The following is a 19,675-nucleotide window of genomic DNA, read 5'->3' on the forward strand; positions in this document are numbered from 1 at the left end:
ACCGCCGTATACGGAACCGTACGTACGGTGGTGTGAGAGGTCGGTAATTGAATTAATCAATTACCTCCTACTCGATTATTTGAGACAAATCGGTTTTTGATTTGACTCAAATCAATACTCGCAGCGTTCCACCAGCGTATTTTCTGTAGGCACGAAGAACCGCAACATCACAGTTCTAGGGTTTGCCGCTCTCAATAAAGCTCACATTCAGACTAAATTGGTTTTAATTCGGCTCAAACCAATGCTCGCAGCGTTCCACCGGCGCATTTTCCGCAGGCATAAAGAAGCACAACATAACAACACTGCCCTGTTCAACCAAAAAATTTGATCAAACAGGGCGGTGTTGAATCGTTTTAAAAATTTATTGCTTAATTCTTGAGTTGGATTTGATTTTTTGCATAGTTAGATCAGTTAATCAGGATAATTGGCCAATTTAGCAATAGCACGCGTCACAAACGCGGCTGATAAGAAGAATACTGTAACAACGGGTAAGACGATCAAAAGAAGTTTACGCATGAATTCATCTCCCAAGATGTGTGATTTAATTAACTTCATTGTACCATAGATTAAGTCAGTAGTGCTTCGTGAAGCTAATAGGATCATGATTGGCATCGGTTCTTGGCGCTTTACTATTCGCACAATTAGTCATAGAATTAGGACTCAATCTTTTTACGGTCGGTGTTTAATTGAGGAGTCGATAATATGTTTGCGGCAACAGATCAACAATATGAAGCAGAACGTGTTAAAAAAGTTGCGGCGATTATTCGTCAGCAGCGCACTGACACCGCAGAGAAGTTAGCGGCAGCAGAACGAGAAACGCATCATATTGAGCAAAATTATGGTGATGCAACCAAAGTTAATACAACAGAAATTGATGACCAAATGGAAACCAATGCCGCTGTTCAACAACAAAAACAGTTAGTGGCTTTAGCGGTTGAGAATCAAACGATCCTTCATAACAAACAAAATCGGTTAGATCGATTACAGGATTCACACTATTTTGGGCGGATCGATATTAAAGAAGGCCAACAAGAACAAGATACGCTTTATATTGGAACAGCTTCTTTGATGAACAACGACAATGAGTTTTTGATTTATGATTGGCGTTCACCAATTGCTGGTATTTATTACAATGGGACGTTAGGAAAAGTAACGTATCAAACGCCACTAGGTCAGCAACAGGCCGACTTAGTTCGAAAGCGTCAGTTTACGATTAAGACTGATCAAATTGTCAATATGTTTGATACCAGCGAGACAATTGGCGATGAGGTTTTGCAACAGGTTCTTGGTGAAGAAGCCAGTCTGTACATGCAAAATATTGTGGCGACGATTCAGCGTGAACAAAATGATATCATTCGTAATACGAGTGCTGATATTTTGGTGGTTCAAGGTGTCGCAGGTTCCGGTAAAACATCAGCTATTTTACAGCGGGTTGCTTATTTACTTTATCATAGTCGTACACAACTTGATTCTGATCAAATCATTATGTTCTCGCCTAATCATCTATTTAGTGCTTATATTTCTCAGGTTTTGCCCAGTCTCGGTGAGAAAAATATGCGTCAAGTGACACTCCATGAATTCTTTAGCCAACGTTTAGAAGGGTTGCGTGTTGAAGATCGTTTTTCACGCTTTGAGACTGATCAAGCGTCATTCCCCGAAAGTACAAAAGCAATACGACGTTATCTAGAGAGTGCGGCAATTATGCAGCAGATTGCGCAACAAATGACTAGTAAACGGCCAAAGTTATTTTTCAATGATTTGTTACTTGACGGTGAAATCATCATTACGGCTGAATTGATACAGCAAGTTTATGCAGCGACTAACGAGCAAGCGACATTGACGGAGAAAATTTTGCAGACGAAGAATCGTTTAATCCGTTATTTACAACATCAAGTTAGAGCGTTAGCTGATTCTGATTGGGCCGCTGAGCAGTTAGACCTGTTGTCAGATAGTGCTTATCACGATTTGTTGGCCGAACACAGCTTTAATTCCGCTGCGGTTGAGCAAGCTTTTCTAGCTAAGAAAATTGCTCAACGACATTTATACCCAATTTACGAAGCGTTATATAATAATTATTTCATTGATTGGGAGCGTCAATATTTGGCGGTGTTGGCCGATGTCGGACCTGTTGATGTCAGTCCGGCCGCTTGGCAAGCGCGCAATCAAAATGTGCAGGCGTACTTTGAGAAGCATCAAATTCAACTTTGTGACGTAGCACCGTACTTATATTTGCGGGATCTTGTCACTGGTGGCGGCGTGAATCGGCAAATACAGTATTTGTTTATAGATGAAATGCAAGACTATTCTGCAGCAGAACTATGTTATCTGCAACACGCTTTTTCAATGGCCAAATTAACGCTATTAGGTGATAATGCGCAAGATTTGTTCGCGGCGAATTATCAAACGACGAATGTTATTCAAACGGTTCAAAATCTCTTTCCTAAGAAAAAAATTCAGATTCATGAATTAAATAATAGCTATCGGTCGACGATCCAAATTACCAATTTTGCCAGCGCCTTGTTGACAGATCATGCGCAAATTTTAGCGTTTAATCGTCCTGGGCCAGTGCCGCAATTAATTGTTTGTCCGCGATTATTAGATTTAAATCATCAATTAAGTCGTGAGTGTTCACGATTAATTGAAAAATATGGCATGATTGCGATTCTGACGAAAACGCACCAAGAGGCCGAGCAAATTTTTGCCACCTTACAAGTTGATGCCCAAGTAACGTTGATGACTGAGCAACAACGGCGCTTGCATCATGGTGTCATGATTATGCCGATTTATTTGGCTAAAGGGTTGGAATTCGACGCGGTGATTGGCTATAACGTCTCAGAAACGTCCTTTCACGAAGACGGAGATCACCAAATTCTTTACACGATTGCTTCTCGGGCAATGCACGAATTGTTATTACTTTCTTTAGGTAAACCCAGCCATCTGATCACCGATTTGCCCAGTAATTTATATCAACAATCATCCGATTTACCAGTTCAGAAACATTAAAAAAGCTGCCGAGTTTAAAGTGATTATCCGTTTAATTAGACTTAATTTCTAATTAACGGTCAACTTTAATTGGCAGTCTTTTTACATTCTCAACGCTGATTTAGGCGAGAATAATCATTAAGATAGCACTGAAGATGTTTAGACAAATCGGTACTTCAATCCGGCGCGTATATAAATAACTCATGGCAAATAACAAGCCAAACCAAAATTGAATGAATGCCGGCATTATTGCCGGTTGAAATTGTAAAATCGTAAATAATGTGGCACTGACTAAGATGCCAACGACCGCGATAACGGGACTGGAACCGCGAAAGGCGTAATTGAAGAGGAAACCAGTTGCTAATAATTGCTCCAATACTGGTAAAATAATCCCCACCATTAAAATGTTTAACCAAAACCCGATGTGATTAAGATCAAAATTACCTGCTGTGTTTGTCAAAGCGGGTAGTTTGCCCGCAACTTGTAACCAAGCGATTAATAAATTTAACGCGCCAATAATTAATAGCATTAACGTGATAAAACCACTCGCACTACTCAAAACTTGTTGACGTGAGTTCGGTTGGACCGCAAAATATTGTTGTTCTAAATTAAACTGACGAATCAAGAACCAAAAGCCAATGACAGCCAAAGCCAAGAATAAAATGACAAAGGTACCAGATACTTTATTATCTGCAAATGCCAAATCTTTCAGCCAGATGGCCAATAAAACTAATGCTGCAAAAAAAAGATAGCGAACTAAATTACCAAAAAAAGATGCCGGACTTCTCATAGTTGCCCCCAACGATTACTTTCATTTTTTCTATTATTGAGCATACCGTATTGCTGATTAGAATGCGACCTTGATAAACAGTCTTAAAAGTTTTTAAAGCATTTTGGAAAATTAGTGCGAAAGTTACTTTCATTTTTTGAACCCAACTCGGCTGTCAATCGTTATTTTTTGAATCAAACTCGGCTTGACTTTGCGGGCACCAATGTCTTATGATGAAAATAATAAATGCCGATAAGGTCTAGGAATTAGTAGTCTAAAGCCGATTGTTAAGCGAGTGTTGGATAGTGGAAGCAACATCAATCGATTAGATGAATGGATCCTAATATAGTCAGCGGCGCAAGTCCTGACGGTGTTGAAGCCTTAATTCAATCGAGTTGACGTGTAAACGTAACTTAGGTGGTACCGCGGAAATTTTCGTCCTATTGTATTTTAGATACAATAGGACTTTTTTGATGTTTAAATAATTGTGTTTTTGAAAATGGAGGAAATAAGATGACAAAGAAGACTATTTTAACTGGTGATCGACCAACTGGTAAATTGCATATTGGACACTACTTAGGCTCGTTGAAAAATCGAGTTGCTTTACAAAATTCCGGCGATTACAACACTTATATTATGATTGCGGATATGCAAGCCTTAACTGATAATGCGCGCAACCCTGAAAAAATCCGCAATAGTTTGATCCAAGTTGCTTTGGACTATTTGGCCGTGGGGATTGATCCAGACAAGTCGACAATTTTAGTTCAATCGCAAATCCCTGCTTTGAATGAATTGACGATGTATTATTTGGATTTAGTAACTGTTGCTCGCTTGGAACGCAATCCAACAGTTAAAGCTGAAATTAAACAGAAAAATTTTGATCAATCAATTCCGGCTGGATTCTTGGTTTATCCGGTTAGTCAGACGGCCGATATAACTGCTTTTAAAGCAGATACGATTCCGGTGGGCGATGATCAAGAACCGATGATGGAACAAGCTAGAGAACTTGTTCGAACGTTTAACAACACTTACAATACGGATATCTTAGTTGAGCCACAAGGTTATTTTCCCGCAAAGGGCCAAGGGCGTCTGCCTGGTTTAGATGGCAACGCTAAAATGAGCAAGTCGTTGAACAATGCTATTTATTTAGCGGATTCCGCCGATGAATTGCGTTCGAAAGTGATGTCAATGTACACCGATCCTAATCACATTCATGTTACTGATCCCGGCCAAATTGAAGGCAATATGGTCTTTACTTACCTGGATGTTTTTGATTCAGATCAACAAAAGGTTGCAGCGTTAAAAGAACAATATCAACATGGTGGGTTAGGCGATGTTAAAATTAAGCGTTATTTGAATGAAGTTCTGGAGGCGGAATTTGGACCGATTCGTCAGCGTCGTGCAGAATATGCCCAAGATATTCCAGCCGTGTATGATATTTTACAAAAGGGCAGTGCCAAGGCCAATGAAGTGGCTGAACAAACGCTTCAAGAAGTCCGCGATGCTATTGGTTTGAATTACTTTAAATAATCATGTTAGGCAAACAAGAGATCGAAGTGAACTCGTCTACTTCAAGCTCTTGTTTTTTTGTTGCGGTTAATTTGTTGTACGAGAACTTAAACCTAGAACTGTTATGTTGTTCTTCTTCGCGCTCGCGCAAAGGTTGCTTATGGAATGTGCGCGTTGCCGTGGCGGCGAAGAAATACTTGACGCTGGAACGTAGTGGGCGTCGATTTGAGCCGATTGCAGGACAAATCGTCTCAAATACGAGCCTTAATGTAAGCAATAAATTGCCAACATTAATTTCACTACTGAGCGGCATTTCTTCGCCGCCACTAAACAAACAAGAGGGCAACCTTTGCGTAAGCGCTGAATTGACGTGTGGTTGGATCACTTCTAAATTTTTAGAAGCACAAACTTGCTGTTAAATCACACCATATCATCTCTTTGGTCAGCGCCGGAGGGAAATCGCGGTCAGCCGCGGAATTGTTGTTAGTGGTTTACCACTTACAACAAAGCTTGAGTTTGAGACGAATTGTTTTTTATTCGGCTCAAACCAAGCTCGCAGCGTTCCACCAGCGTATTTTCCGTAGGCACGGAGAACGGCAAAATCAGAGTGAAGGTGAGAACAAATTATTTGATTAATGGACAAATGACCAAAAACGAAGAAAGCGATTGATTATTTGAAAATAAAGGAGTTTCGGGGTTTTAATTCCCTCTGAACATGCTACAATAATTTGTACAATCCGTTTAAATTGTTAGCATATCTGATTATTAGTTTTGGAGGAGACATCTTGCGTGATTTAACAAAGGGCAAACCAATTGTTCAAATTTTATTTTTTACCATTCCTTTATTGATTGGCAATATTTTTCAACAAGTGTATACGTTGTCTGACACGATTATTGTTGGTCGGACGATTGGTGTTAAAGCCTTAGCTGCCGTTGGGGCAACTGGTAGTATTTCCTTTTTGATTATCGGATTAGCGCAAGGAGCGACAAATGGTTTTGCAATAGTTGCCGCTCGTCGTTACGGCGAAGGTAATTACCGAGGAATTAAGCGTAGTTTTGCCACTAGTATTGTGGTTAGTCTCGTAATTTCTTTGATTCTTTCAGTAATTGGCATTGTTTTTTGTCGAGAAATATTAACCTTGATGCAGACGCCAAGTGATATTATTCAAAACTCGTATACATTTTTAACGATTCAGTTTGCTGGTACTGTGGCCATTGTGGCTTACAATTTATTTGCCAATATGATTCGGGCTATGGGTAATAGTAAAACACCGCTCGTCTTTTTGATTATTGCTTGTGTGATTAATATTGCTTTGGAATTGCTCTTCATCATTGGCTTTAAGTGGGGCATTGCTGGAGCTTCATTTGCAACAGTCCTAGCTCAATTAATTTCCGCCGGATTATGTCTGATTTTTATTTATCGCTCTTTTCCATTGTTACAGGTGTCACGCGAAGATTTTAAAATCACGTCTGCTGAAGTCAAAGAACATTTGCGAATGGGCTTGCCCATGGGCTTCCAGTCCTCAATCATTGCCATTGGGATTGTCATTTTGCAGTTCATGTTAAATACTTTAGGTTCCAATGCAGTTGCGGCCTATACAGCAGCTAGTCGGATCGATAGTTTGGCGACGATGCCAGCAATGTCCTTTGGGATCACCATGGCGACTTTTGCAGCGCAAAATCTTGGGGCACATGAATATGGCCGAATTCGAACGGGCGTGCGCCAAACTTTGACAGTATCGGTTGTTTTCTCCGTCGTTACCGGAGCGTTAATTATTATTTTGGGCCGGCCATTAGTCAATCTATTTATTGGTTCGGGCCAGCCTGTCGTGACAACAACCGCGCAAACTTACTTTCATTTTAACAGTAGTCTGTATTGGTTATTATCTATTTTGTATGTGGTGCGTTATTCCTTACAGGGGTTGGGCCAAAGTTTAGTGCCGACGTTGGCTGGAATTATGGAATTATTGATGCGGACGTTTGCCGGATTAGTATTAGTTAACATGTTTGGTTTTGCGGGAGCTAGTATGGCTAATCCATTGGCTTGGGCCGGATCATTGCTTGTTTTAATTAGTTCGTATGTCCGCACAATGCGGCACTTACGTAGTTTGGAAACAGAAGACTCAGTTTTAGAAAAGCACTGATGACCACTTTTTCTGATCGTTAGATAAAAAACGGAGCTGGGATTTTTTCCCGGCTCCGTTTAGTTTGCGTTTTGAAACGTGCTCAAAGCAACTGGGTGTCGTGTATTTAAGCGTGAATTTCACTGCGTTATCACGCAGCAATCTTCCAGTTTAAATACAAACACCCAACCCGTTGCTTTTCGCGCTCTTATTTTGACCAGTGCCAGGGATCTTGGCGCCATGTTTTAATGGTGGTGGCATCTGTTGTGTTTAAATAGTGTTGATGGGTTGCTTGCTGCAATAGATGATCGTAATCAGTTAAAGTGACTAGCGGGACATCGGCTGTTTTGAAATTTTTAACCGCGTCTGGTAACTGGTAGCTGAAAATGGCGGCAACACCTAAGACTTCAACGTTTTGAGCACGGACGGCTGCAACGGTCTTTAAAACACTACCACCGGTCGAAATTAAATCATCGATGAGCACCACTTGATCGCCAGCGTTTAACTGACCTTCAATTTGGCGGCCAGCACCATGGTCTTTGGCCTGTGAACGAACGTAAATTAGTGGTAAATTCAAATTTTGACTCACCAATGTTGCGTGGGGAATTCCAGCTGTCGCAACGCCGCCGATGACAGAAATCTTGGGGAAAGTTTCTGTGATAATGTTGGCCAAGCCGGTGGCAATTTGTTCGCGAATGCGCGGGTAAGCAATCGTTAAACGGTTGTCTGTATAGATTGGTGCTTTGATACCACTGGCCCAAGTGTAAGGTGGATTTATACTGAAGCTAACGGCTTTAATCTTGAGTAAATCGCTGGCAATTAAATTAGCAATATTTTCATTCATCATGATTATTGGCCCTCCCATAACATTTTGATGTGTTGATAAGTTGCAACTGGATTTGCTGCCTTAGTAATTGGCCGTCCTACAACAATCCCGTCACTACCTAATTGTTGTGCAACAGCTGGAGTGACGATGCGGACTTGATCATCTGTTGATTGACTGTGCAAACGAATGCCTGGCGAAATGCAGAGAAAATCAGTTGAGGCGGTAGTTTTAATATGGGGTACCTCTAGTGCTGATGAAATCACTCCGTTAACGCCGCTAGCTGCTGCTAATTGTGCCAACTGATCGACTGAATCGGTTAAAGTTGCATCGACCGCTAATTCGTGGTGCAACATTTGCTCACTAGTTGAGGTTAACTGTGTAATCGCCAGAAGTTTAGCAGGAGCAACATTTGCTTTGGCGGCCCCAGCGTTAATTCCGGCCACGGCAGCCTGCATCATCTGCTGACCACCGGCAGCGTGAATGGTCGTCAGTTCCACACCGAGCTGCCCAATAACGGTGGCCGCTTGCTCAACTGTGTGAGGGATATCGTGAAGTTTTAAATCTAGAAAAATCTGACAGCCTAACATTTTTAATTCTCGAATAATAAGAGGACCAGCGTGATAATAAAGTTCCATCCCGACTTTAACAAAGAGTTCTTCCGGTTGAGGGAATTGTTTGACAAAGTCTAAAGCAATTTTTGCTTCAGGAAAATCAAGCGCGATAATTAAAGGATGTGTCATGTTAACCTCCAGTTACTTTAATTGTTGGCGTGTGAAAAGTATCGATTTGCTGACCTAAATTTAAATGGAAAAACTGATGTACACCAATGTAGCAAAATTTTCACTTAAGTTTTGCTCCAGTAGTTGCTTTGTGCACGCTTAAATTGTATGTCGTCAGTTGTTCGTAATACGTTTCAAAGCGCAAAAAAGACCCCACTAACCCGTGAGGTCTTTTGAAACGATCAGTCAACATGTAACACTACTTTTTGGCCTCACGGGACCAAATTAAAGTTTATAAATTGTTCAAAGTATATCGAGAAACGGATAACTTGTCAACTGCGAATTAAAATTTTTTGAGTTCAGTAATTAGAAAAAATCCGATTCGTTAACGATGACTAACTTACTTGGTTGAAGTGGGCTAGCATTGCTTTAAGGTAAATCGTTGCCAGCAGCCAAGTAGAGATCATACCATTCTGAACGGGTCAATTGAACTTGATCGGCTTCGCAAATTTGGGCCAAACGTTCAGGGTTAGTTGTACCAGCGATAACTTGTACGCTAGTTGGCAAACGTAAAATCCAAGCGGCGGCAACAGCATTAACGTTTGAATTATATTTGTCGGCCATTTTTTGCATGACGGCATTAACTTCTGGGAATTTGGGATTGTCGATAAAGACGCCGTCGAAGAAACCATATTGATAAGGACTCCATGCCTGAATTGTCATGTTGTTTAAACGTGAGTATTCATAAATACCACCGTCATGATTAGTGCTGCGTGGATCAGTCATGTTGGTGTGGAAGCCAAAGTCAATCATGCCGGTGTGCATTAAACCTAATTGTAGTTGATTAATGACTAGCGGTTGAGCCACTGCTTGTTGTAATAACTCAACTTGCATTGGGTTGAAGTTACTAACACCGAATTCGCGAACCTTGCCAGATTTTTGTAATTCGAAGAAAGCATCCGCAATTTCATCAGGTTCCATTAAAGCGTCAGGACGATGCAACAGTAGGAAATCAACGTGGTCAAGACCCATTCGTTCCAAAGAACCATCTAAACCATCGAGAATGTGTTGCTTAGAAAAATCATATTCATTTTTACCAATGCCGACTTTGGTCTGAATCAGAATGTTATCACGGTTGATTGATGAGGCTGCTAAAGCATCGCCAAAGCGCCGTTCTGAATTGCCACCACCATAAATATCCGCATTATCGAAAAAGTTAACTCCATTTTCAACGGCGGTTTCCAATAATTTGACGGTTTCGGCAGTTGTTTTATCAGAAACGCGCATTAAACCTAACGCGATTTCCGATGCATTGATATTATCTAAACCGATACTTACTTGACGCATGTTTTTCCTCCTAGATGTAAAAAAATATTAAAAGCAGTCGTAAAGTTTTAAACACGGCCGGGAATAAGCAGCTGTGCAGTTGTGATGACCTCGCCTTGAATTGCTCGATAAAAATCATTCAACCAATAACCAGCTTGTAAATTTAGTTTGTCACGTAAAGCGTAAACTGTCAATTGATATTGATGATCTTGATCAGGCGGTTGCGGGCCAACATAATGCTGATTAATAAGTGGATCTGGTTGATAAGCTAAAGCACCGGCGTTGCTATTTCGACCTTGAATGAAATCAAGCTGACGACTTTGACTGGCGTTTGCAGGAAGCTTCACTTGCTTTTGCGCTGGAATATTTGCTGCCAGCCAATGAATCCAGACGAATCCGCCAACTGGTACGGCGTCAAAATCCAAAAACGTCAAGGCTAAGCTGGAAGTTTCAACAGGGACGTTGTTAATCGTGATTGGCGGTGAAATAATGGGATACCCATCACGCAAATTTTCTCGAGTGGCGTGTTTACTATATTTATCGGGTAGATAGCCACCTTCATCAAGAGCAACGATAATTTCCAAAATAACGGCCTCCAATCTTTATGATGTGGGAAAATACGGTATAATTGAGGCAATCAAAGATTAAGGACGTGACGAAATGACGTCAACAGTTAATTTGACAGCACCAGTACAAAACTTATTAGATCAATTTCAAGCAGAAATGGCACCAAAGAAAATTATCTTACAAGAAAAGCAAAGCCAGTTTCCTGCAACAATGCTTGATCCAGAAGAATCGCAAATGGTTCTGACTAAAGAAGGCGACATCGTCCTGTTTGTTCCTAATGCAACGTTTGCTAGCTTCATTGTAGCGCATGAATTAATGCATTTACAACAAGAAGGACGTCAAAGTGTTGAAATCTCTTACCTCAAACAGACCAACACCCAGTTCAGTCAATTTCTAGATCAGATTGGCCAGGAATTACGTAATATCGTGTTGCATCAGGCTATGCGGCAACAACTAATTGATTTAGGTGTTTTAACTGATACCGCGCAACAAGCCATCAAAAAATTAATTACTGAAAAATTACCAGTTGACGAATCGAATACCTCGGCATTAGTGATCGCGATGAAAGCAATTCAGTTAGTCGACACCTACACATTTGTCGGTCAAGTACCCGATTGGCAGACCAAGTTTCCCAAAAGTATGCACATTGCCGATGAATTGTGGCAGATCGTGACCACGGCTAAATTAACGACTAATCGGCAAATTCGCGCCTTGATTTTGCAATTGCTTAATTATTTTGCAGAATATTTTGAAAAATTCGGTCTGCAAATTCCCTCGTTGGCAGATAATTTATTGCTGAAACCTGTTCTGTCTGAACGTCAATTAAAATTATCCGTGCGTCAATTGTTCCAACTTTGGCGACTACCTGATGCCAAGACAACTTATTTGGTTAAGGGCGTCCAAGATGAACAAGCAGTTGGTTTAATTGAGATCGCCAAAAACCAACAACAAGAACAGGCGATGCTGGCACTTTATGATTTGCCAGTTGTTGACTTTTTAAAGCAGTTCCAGTTAAGTTACGCGCCGCGTGACTTGCCAGTCTTTCCGAAGGATGAGCACTAATGGACACCACGATAACTAACTTAGCGACTGCAATTAAAGCTGCTCATAAAATTGTTTTTCTAACCGGTGCCGGTGTTTCGACTCACTCAGGAATTCCCGATTATCGTTCGAAGACAGGGTTGTATGCTGCCAGTGCTGCACCTGAATATTTGTTAAGCCATGATAATCTGCAAGATCATCCTGCTGATTTTTATGAGTTTGTGACACAGCGCATGTATTATCCAGACGCTCAACCTAACTTAATTCATCAGGAAATTGCTGCTCTTTGCAATGACAAAGGTGAATTGATTACGCAAAATGTTGATGGTTTGGATAAAAAAGCTGGCAACCAACACGTGATCGAATTTCACGGCAATCTTTATGATTTATATTGTCAGACTTGTGCCAAGCGTGTCACCTATGCTGAATATGCCCGTGATTTTCATCATGCAAAAGATGGCGGGATTATTCGACCACGAATTGTTTTGTATGGTGAAGCGATTGATTCCAGCAAGTCGGATCGTTCGGTCGCTGCAATTGCCGCTGCAGATTTAATCATGATTGTTGGCACTAGTTTTCGCGTCTATCCTTTTGCCCAGTTGTTGCAATATCGGTCGGCTGCTGCGCAAATTTTTGCCATTAACAATGAGCCAATTGCTGCTCCAGAGATTCACATGATTCAGATGGATGCGCTAGCCGCATTTACAAAGTTGAAAGAGGTTTTAAACGAATGTTAGAAACACAACGAGAAAAGATTGATACGATTGATGCCCAGCTTATGTCATTATTAACTCAACGTTTGGCCGTCTCGAGAGAAATTGCCACTGAAAAGGCTCGGACCCACACACCTTTGACGAATAAAGAGCGGGAACAAGCAATTTATGAGCAAGTTAAGGCAGCAGCCAATCCTGAAGTACAAGGGTATTTGAAGACTTTGTTTGAAGATATTATTTTAGTCTCGAAGCAATATCAAGCACATGTTATTCAAGAGATTACTGATTCTGAAAAGTAAACAGCTTCCCTCAGAAATATTGCTGCATGACTGCGGCAAGACGTCGCGAAGACGACTTGGCGTCAATCAAAGCTATTCCTGTATTTGGCGACGTCATTGCCAATGCGCATAATCATTTTCCAAAATAAATCCGGTTCAAAGTATTCTTGTTAAGAGGTGGATGATGCACTCAATTTTGATTATTATTCGTGGTAATTCTGGCAGTGGTAAAACAGTACTAGCTAATCAATTGCAGGCTCATTACGGCTCGGATCACTGTCTACTGATACATCAAGATCAAATTCGCCGCGAAATTCTACATGCAAATGATCATCTGGGCACGCCGGCGGTTAGTTTAATTGAAGTGTTGATTAATTATGGCCTTAATCACTTTCCAGTTACCATCCTAGAGGGTATTTTGAGAAAAGATGTCTACGGCGCGATGCTCACTTCGACGCTTGAAAAGTTTAACTCACGAACATTGGTTTATTATTTAGAGATACCATTTGCGACAACTTTAAAATATAATCAGACTAAGGCAACTCCCTTCGCTGAAGAAAGTTTACGCGCATGATGGCGTGAAAATGATCATTTGAATGAACAAGATATTATTTTGGAAAATGGAACCACTGATGATTTCTTGCAAAAGATTATCGCTGACAGTAGCCAGTTGTGATGTTTACTAGGATCAATTGTGCTGTCTTGTTAAAGTGTCGAAGAAAGTAATGAGAATATCAAGACGCCGAATAATAAAAAATCGCTTGAACGCTATTATTAGCAGAATTCAAGCGATTTTTTTGATTTGATTAAAAATTTAAGCGTCGTAGAAACCTAGAATGGCAATGGCCAACATGATAAAGGCGACGACGATATATTGTTTCGCATTCAATTTTTCTTTAATAAAAATACGAGCAAGGATGACGGAAACGATACTGTAAGATGCAATCATTGGTGCGGCGATAATTGAATTGCCAGCCATGGCACCAACATAGAAGAATTGACCTAATGTTTCAAAAATTGCGGCTAAACCTAATGTTCGCTCATGAAAGACATTAACAGTTTCCTTCTTGACAACTTTCAGATAAATCCAAACGACAATGGCAACAATTAAGAATGTTAATTCATAACTCATATTGGCCTGATTTTCGGGTAGAATTTTACGATAGTCTAAGTAAACACCATCTAAATAAGTACCGGTTGCATCTAAAATAGCATAAATAATTGGAAAAATAATGGCAATCGCACTAATTCGATACTTCTTATCAATTACTTTGCCTTCTTTTTTGAACGTGGCATCGGCTTCTTGCTTCTCGAAGACACCGAGTAAGAACATACCGATAATAATAATGATAACCGCGAACCACTGCAGAGGCTTCATATTTGCGTGCATGAAGAAGAATGACATTAAGACGACAAATGCACCGGAAGAATTGCTAATCGGGCTAGAAATGGAAACCTCGATGTATCTCAGGCCAAAATAACCAACGGCCATTGATAAAATGTACATTGCTGAGACGGGTAGATAGACAATAATGTTTCGCCAATCATAGTGGATCCCTTGATAGAGCCAATAATAACCAATCACATGCAGACCCATGACTAAGCCAACCATAATGACTGTTTTTAACGCGCTATCTTTTTCATCTTCATTGTTGCCCATCTTATAGAAAAGATCGGCTGTACCCCATGCAAGTAGGGTGATAAGTGCTGGTCCAAACCACATTGAATAAACGCCCCTTTATGGAAAAAGTATGTGATGCTTTTATCAGGTTACGCTAATCGGTAAATCACGTCAAGTAGTATTAGATGACAATGAGTAGTTTGATGATGTGACGGTTACTTGACAACGCTATTCGTGACATATTGCCTGTTAGCAGCCAATATGAATTGATCATCAGGTACTTAAATTCAGACGTGTGTTTTACAACGACACCAAAATAAAAGGAACCGAGATTTTATTATCTCGATTCCTTAATTGATCTAATTTAATTAAGCATTTTCTGGTGCGCGGTTTTCATCTTTAGCTTTTTCTACGATTGACAATGTTGTGTCTTTGTCGAAGAAGTGTGCCTTATTAAGATCAAAAGCAACAGTGAATGAATCACCAGGGTTATGGAAATCACGAGCGTCAACCTTAGCAACGAATTCAGTTGAACCAGCGTTCAAGTAAAGCATTGATTCTGCACCAAGCAATTCAGAAACGACAACTTGACCACGAACAACTGCGTCTGGGAATGTTTCGATGAAGGCTTCTTCAGTATGAATGTCTTCTGGACGAACGCCCAAGGTGATATCTTTGCCGTTGTAACCATCTTCATTAAGAATCTTGGCACGACCTTCAGGAACGGCCAAACGAAGATTGTCATTTGCATCGGTTAGGACGCCATTTTCATAGTGCACTTCAAAGAAGTTCATTGAAGGAGAGCCCATGAATCCGGCTACGAATTTGTTCTTAGGTGTATCGTAAACTTCTTTAGGCGTACCAATTTGTTGAACTTCACCCATTGACATAACAACAATCCGGTCAGCCATTGTCATGGCTTCGGTCTGATCATGGGTAACATAAATTGTCGTTGTATTTAATGTTTGATGTAACTTGGCAATTTCGGCACGCATTGAAACACGTAACTTAGCGTCCAAGTTTGATAAAGGTTCATCCATTAAGAAGATAGGAGCGTCACGGACCATTGCCCGGCCTAAAGCAACACGCTGACGTTGACCACCAGATAAAGCAGCTGGCTTACGATCGAGATACTCAGTTAAGCCAAGTGATTCAGCGGCTTTATCAACACGATTCTTGATGTCTGACTTTTCATATTTACGTAATTTCAAACCGAATGCCATGTTGTCAAAAACACTCATATGTGGGTACAAAGCATAGTTCTGGAATACCATGGCGATGTCACGATCTTTAGGTGCAACATCATTCATTACTTTGCCGCCGATCTTCAAGTCGCCTTTAGAAATGTCTTCCAAGCCGGCAATCATCCGCAATGTTGTTGATTTACCACAGCCTGAAGGGCCAACGAAGACGATGAATTCATGATCGTCAATGTGTAAGTCGAAATCTGAAACTGAGTAATCTGTTGCGTTAGGATATTGTTTGTATAAATGATCTAAGTCTACTTTAACCATGAGTTAAAAACCTCTTTCTTATTTGAATACGATTATAGTATAAAAGAAAGCGATTTCTATAGCTAGACAAAGTCGCACAAAAATTAATTTTGTCAGTTGTGCACTTTGCCGAAAATGCTTTCATCGTTTGTGTGAGCGGCTTAAAATTGACGAATCGCTCTGATTATTCAAAAAAATCGCCGAGTTAAACTGGCTGACTACTGCAAAAACAAACAATCGTGTATGATAATGGTATTAAACTAGAAAAAGAACGGTGACTAATTTTGCTAAGTACAGCAAATGCTGAGGTCGTAGATTGGATTAACAGAGGGTTTAGCAATGGATATGATTGGATTAACAACTTGGAGCGCGCATCCTAATTTATTTACTGGCATTCAAAAGCCTACATTGGCTATGTATGCCAGCGTTTTTCCGGTGGTTGAGTTAGATACATTTTTTTATGGCTTAAAATCTGCTGAAGTTACTCAGAAATGGGCAAATGAAGTGCCGGCTAATTTTCAATTCATTGTCAAAGTTCCGCGTGAATTAACTTGGCACACTGAGTTGGCACCGGAACAAACGGCGGAGCAATTGTTTCAGGCTTTCTACCAAACGATTCAGCCCTTAATTACGGCCGATAAGTTTGCTGGTGTTTTGTTACAGTTCCCACCAGCATTTACATTGAACAAGATAACCTTGAATTATTTAAAATTTGTCCGCGTTCATTTACCTAAACTACCTATCTTCTTAGAGTTACGTCATCGGAGTTGGTATCAGGGAAATTACCGCCAAGATTTAATCAACTGGCTGACCAAATTACAAATCACGATTGCTAATATTGATGAACCAAATATTGGTGAGGAGAGCGTTCCTTTGGTGCCATTAATCACGACACCGCAGTTAAGTTTTTGGCGTTTTCATGGGCGTAATGCTGTCAATTGGGCTAAAAAAGGTCATGGTTCTAAAGAAGGGCGAACTTTATATCGTTATTCTGAAATGGAATTGTCAGGGTTAGCGGCTCAAGTACGACCAATTAGTCAGCGCGTTGCAAAGAATTATATTATCTTCAATAACAATGCTAATTTTGATGCTGCTGATAATGCACTACAGTTCAGCCAACTGTTGGGACTGAATTATCAACGTCCCGGCGGCGAGCAAATTGATTTGTTTTAAAATTACTGCGGCGACAAAATAATCATTTAAAACAACTGTTGTTTCGACACAAGATTAGCAATAACGACTTGCTAAGTTACCTGTTCACCGCGACTTTTGATGTGCTATAATAGCTACTATGAATTAAGAATGCTGGAGGTTTTTTGAGTGACAAAACCAACTTATTATATTACAACACCAATCTATTACCCATCTGGTAAATTAACGATTGGTAATTCTTACACGACAATTGCGGCCGATTCATTAGCACGCTATAAACGTTTAAAGGGGTTCGATGTCTTCTTCTTAACGGGGACAGATGAGCATGGCCTTAAAATTGAGGAAAAAGCTGAAGAACAGGGTATTACACCACAAGCATATGTAGATGGTATGGCTGCAAGTATTAAGAAACTTTGGCGCCTACTAGAAATCACTAACGACAAATTCATTCGGACAACTGATGACTATCATGTTAAAGCAGTTCAAAAAATTGTTGAGCGTTTAATTAAGCAAGGCGATGTTTACTTAGGCAAGTATACCGGTTGGTATTCTGTTTCTGATGAAGAATATTTTACCGAATCGCAATTGGCCGAAGTTTATCGGGACGAGGATGGCAAAGTCATTGGTGGTAAAGCACCTTCTGGTCATGACGTTCAATTAGTGAGTGAAGAATCTTACTTCTTTAAGATGAGCAAGTACGCTGATCGTCTATTGGCATATTATCAAGAAAATCCACAATTCATCCAACCGGAAACACGTAAGAATGAAATGATTAATAATTTCATCAAACCTGGTTTGGAAGATTTGGCGATGTCACGAACGTCATTTAACTGGGGGGTCAAAATTCCTAGTAATCCTAAACACGTGGTTTACGTTTGGGTTGATGCCTTGTTGAACTATATTACGGCATTGGGCTATGGTACTGACGATCAAAGTTTGTTTGACAGGTACTGGCCTGCCGACGTTCATTTCGTTGGTAAAGAAATCGTTCGCTTCCACACAATTTATTGGCCAATTATCTTAATGGCCTTAGATTTGCCATTACCTAAACAAGTTTATGGTCATGGCTGGCTTTTGATGAAGGACGGTAAAATGTCCAAGTCTAAAGGCAATGTTGTTTATCCAGAAATGCTTGTTGCTCGTTATGGTCTTGATGCCCTCCGTTATTATTTGATGCGTGCTTTTCCATTCGGCCATGATGGCGTCTTCACACCGGAAGATTTCGTTGATCGAATCAACTTTGATTTGGCAAATGATCTCGGCAATCTGTTGAATCGGACGGTTGCAATGATTAATAAATATGAAGACGGCGTGGTTCCCCACGAACTGAACGAAAAAAATCAATTCGATCAACAATTGGCGCAAACTGCAACAGACGTTATCAAGAAATATGATGATGCCATGAATCACTATCAATTCCCAACGGCTTTAGAATCAATTTGGCAATTAATTAGTCGTGCTAATAAGTATATTGATGAAACTGAACCATGGAATTTAGCTAAAAATCCTGAGCAAAAAGGCGAGTTAGCTAATGTCATGGGTCATTTGGCTGAAAGTTTACGAATCACTGCCATTCTCTTACAACCAATGTTAACTCATGCGCCGAAACATATTTTTGAACAATTAGGTCTTCATGAAACCGAATTACAAGAAGCTAATCCAACTTTTGGTCAATTCCCAGCTGATCGGCACGTGGTTAAGAAGGGAACGCCTATTTTCCCACGTTTGGATCGGGATGAAGAAATTGCGTATATTAAGAGTGAGATGGCCAAAGAGCAAAAACCGGCGGCTGAATCAGAACCCAAAACTAACGAACATAAAAAAGAAATCGACTTTGCCCACTTTGATAATGTCGAAATCACCGTTGGCGAAATTTTGGCGGTAGAAAAGGTCAAAAAAGCTGATAAATTGTTAAAATTCCAACTTGATTTTGGTCATGCTGAACAACGGCAAATTCTTTCTGGAATCGCTGAGTTCTATCCTGACTTTGAAAAGTTAGTCGGTAAAAAAGTGTTGGCTGTTACTAACTTGAAACCACGTAAAATTCGTGGCGAAATATCCAACGGTATGTTGCTTTCTTCAGAAGATGATGCAGGTCATGTTCAATTGGCAATCGTTGGCCCAGAACATGAAAATGGTTCATTAATTGGTTAATAGGTTTGAATAGATTGGGACAAAACAATTGCTTTGTCCCAATTTGTGCATGTAAAGGATGTTATCTTATCAACTGCTTGTGCTTCTTCGTTTTCATGCCAGATTGTGTGCAGACCGAGTAGACGTCATTAATTAAAATAACGAAAACCAAAACTGCTATTTTTGTCATTCTTCGTGCTTGCGCAAAGGTTGCATACGAGGTGTGGCGCGTTGTCGTGACGGCGAAAGAATACTTAGCGCTGGAACGTAGTGGGCATTGCTTGAAGCCAATTTTTCAAATTGTCTTCAAGACAAGCCTTCTTGTAACAGCTAAAGCTGCAACAAGAATTTCAGTGCGCCCGGCATGGGCATCAACTAGACGGTGAAAGTCCGTTGCGGGCCGTAGTAGTCGGAACCGTTAGT

General features: G+C 40.4%; 18 protein-coding genes. 11 read left to right on the forward strand and 7 right to left on the reverse strand.

Annotated features, from left to right (window positions below):
* The first annotated feature begins 702 nt into the window (after positions 1-702).
* Positions 703-3,003 (forward strand): RNA polymerase recycling motor HelD, encoded by a 2,301-nt coding sequence (gene helD, locus EKM65_RS09905; protein WP_125608027.1) that lies wholly within the window; start codon positions 703-705, stop codon positions 3,001-3,003.
* A 100-nt stretch (positions 3,004-3,103) separates the two neighbouring features.
* Here the strand turns inward: helD and EKM65_RS09910 are convergent, their stop codons facing one another.
* Entirely contained in the window at positions 3,104-3,772 is a 669-nt protein-coding gene (locus tag EKM65_RS09910; protein ID WP_125608029.1) for a CPBP family glutamic-type intramembrane protease, read from the reverse strand.
* Between the two features lie 492 nt (positions 3,773-4,264).
* Here EKM65_RS09910 and trpS point away from each other — a divergent pair, with 492 nt between their 5' ends.
* The 3 genes from trpS to EKM65_RS09925 all read left to right on the forward strand — a co-directional run bounded on the left by trpS (position 4,265) and on the right by EKM65_RS09925 (position 7,404).
* Positions 4,265-5,281 (forward strand): tryptophan--tRNA ligase, encoded by a 1,017-nt coding sequence (gene trpS, locus EKM65_RS09915; protein WP_125608031.1) that lies wholly within the window; start codon positions 4,265-4,267, stop codon positions 5,279-5,281.
* A gap of 158 nt (positions 5,282-5,439) precedes the next feature.
* On the forward strand, positions 5,440-5,679 hold the full coding sequence (locus tag EKM65_RS09920) for a hypothetical protein (RefSeq protein ID WP_125608033.1): 240 nt from the start codon (positions 5,440-5,442) through the stop codon (positions 5,677-5,679).
* 366 nt (positions 5,680-6,045) lie between these two features.
* Complete coding sequence (locus EKM65_RS09925) at positions 6,046-7,404, forward strand: MATE family efflux transporter (protein WP_125608035.1); 1,359 nt, start codon at positions 6,046-6,048, stop codon at positions 7,402-7,404.
* Positions 7,405-7,591: 187 nt separating this feature from the next.
* On the opposite strand, the gene pyrE is transcribed toward EKM65_RS09925, so the two are convergent.
* The 4 genes from pyrE to EKM65_RS09945 all read right to left on the reverse strand — a co-directional run bounded on the left by pyrE (position 7,592) and on the right by EKM65_RS09945 (position 10,838).
* Positions 7,592-8,230: an orotate phosphoribosyltransferase gene (pyrE, locus tag EKM65_RS09930; RefSeq protein WP_164506907.1), complete on the reverse strand. Its 639-nt coding sequence runs from the start codon at positions 8,228-8,230 to the stop codon at positions 7,592-7,594.
* A 2-nt stretch (positions 8,231-8,232) separates the two neighbouring features.
* Positions 8,233-8,949 (reverse strand): orotidine-5'-phosphate decarboxylase, encoded by a 717-nt coding sequence (gene pyrF, locus EKM65_RS09935; protein WP_125608037.1) that lies wholly within the window; start codon positions 8,947-8,949, stop codon positions 8,233-8,235.
* 408 nt (positions 8,950-9,357) lie between these two features.
* The gene (locus EKM65_RS09940) at positions 9,358-10,275 is read right to left on the reverse strand and encodes an aldo/keto reductase (protein ID WP_125608039.1); all 918 of its coding nucleotides are present in this window, start codon (positions 10,273-10,275) and stop codon (positions 9,358-9,360) included.
* A 47-nt stretch (positions 10,276-10,322) separates the two neighbouring features.
* Entirely contained in the window at positions 10,323-10,838 is a 516-nt protein-coding gene (locus tag EKM65_RS09945) for a YbhB/YbcL family Raf kinase inhibitor-like protein (RefSeq protein ID WP_125608041.1), read from the reverse strand.
* Positions 10,839-10,914: 76 nt separating this feature from the next.
* Here EKM65_RS09945 and EKM65_RS09950 point away from each other — a divergent pair, with 76 nt between their 5' ends.
* From EKM65_RS09950 to EKM65_RS09965, 4 genes are all read left to right on the forward strand, one after another.
* Positions 10,915-11,883, forward strand: a complete 969-nt coding sequence (locus EKM65_RS09950) for a hypothetical protein (RefSeq protein ID WP_125608043.1) — start codon at positions 10,915-10,917, stop codon at positions 11,881-11,883.
* Positions 11,883-12,599, forward strand: coding sequence for an NAD-dependent protein deacylase (locus tag EKM65_RS09955; RefSeq protein WP_125608045.1), 717 nt, complete (start codon positions 11,883-11,885; stop codon positions 12,597-12,599). The genes EKM65_RS09950 and EKM65_RS09955 overlap by 1 nt, the downstream gene beginning before the upstream one ends.
* The gene (locus EKM65_RS09960; protein WP_125608047.1) at positions 12,593-12,874 is read left to right on the forward strand and encodes a chorismate mutase; all 282 of its coding nucleotides are present in this window, start codon (positions 12,593-12,595) and stop codon (positions 12,872-12,874) included. Before EKM65_RS09955 ends, EKM65_RS09960 begins: the two co-directional genes overlap by 7 nt.
* Before the next feature lie 160 nt (positions 12,875-13,034).
* Positions 13,035-13,427, forward strand: coding sequence for a P-loop NTPase family protein (locus tag EKM65_RS09965; protein WP_225420452.1), 393 nt, complete (start codon positions 13,035-13,037; stop codon positions 13,425-13,427).
* A 240-nt stretch (positions 13,428-13,667) separates the two neighbouring features.
* On the opposite strand, the gene EKM65_RS09970 is transcribed toward EKM65_RS09965, so the two are convergent.
* Positions 13,668-14,576 (reverse strand): EamA family transporter, encoded by a 909-nt coding sequence (locus EKM65_RS09970; RefSeq protein WP_125608049.1) that lies wholly within the window; start codon positions 14,574-14,576, stop codon positions 13,668-13,670.
* Between the two features lie 266 nt (positions 14,577-14,842).
* Positions 14,843-15,988, reverse strand: coding sequence for an ABC transporter ATP-binding protein (locus EKM65_RS09975; protein ID WP_125608051.1), 1,146 nt, complete (start codon positions 15,986-15,988; stop codon positions 14,843-14,845).
* A 318-nt stretch (positions 15,989-16,306) separates the two neighbouring features.
* Between EKM65_RS09975 and EKM65_RS09980 the strand changes: the two genes are divergently transcribed.
* The 3 genes from EKM65_RS09980 to EKM65_RS11350 all read left to right on the forward strand — a co-directional run bounded on the left by EKM65_RS09980 (position 16,307) and on the right by EKM65_RS11350 (position 19,638).
* On the forward strand, positions 16,307-17,140 hold the full coding sequence (locus EKM65_RS09980; protein WP_125608053.1) for a DUF72 domain-containing protein: 834 nt from the start codon (positions 16,307-16,309) through the stop codon (positions 17,138-17,140).
* A 147-nt stretch (positions 17,141-17,287) separates the two neighbouring features.
* Positions 17,288-19,273: a methionine--tRNA ligase gene (gene metG / locus EKM65_RS09985; protein ID WP_125608055.1), complete on the forward strand. Its 1,986-nt coding sequence runs from the start codon at positions 17,288-17,290 to the stop codon at positions 19,271-19,273.
* A 215-nt stretch (positions 19,274-19,488) separates the two neighbouring features.
* Entirely contained in the window at positions 19,489-19,638 is a 150-nt protein-coding gene (locus tag EKM65_RS11350; RefSeq protein ID WP_164506908.1) for a hypothetical protein, read from the forward strand.
* Positions 19,639-19,675 lie beyond the last annotated feature (37 nt).

Source organism: Lapidilactobacillus bayanensis (assembly GCF_003946695.1).
In the GTDB taxonomy this organism is placed as follows: Bacteria; Bacillota; Bacilli; order Lactobacillales; family Lactobacillaceae; genus Lapidilactobacillus; species Lapidilactobacillus bayanensis.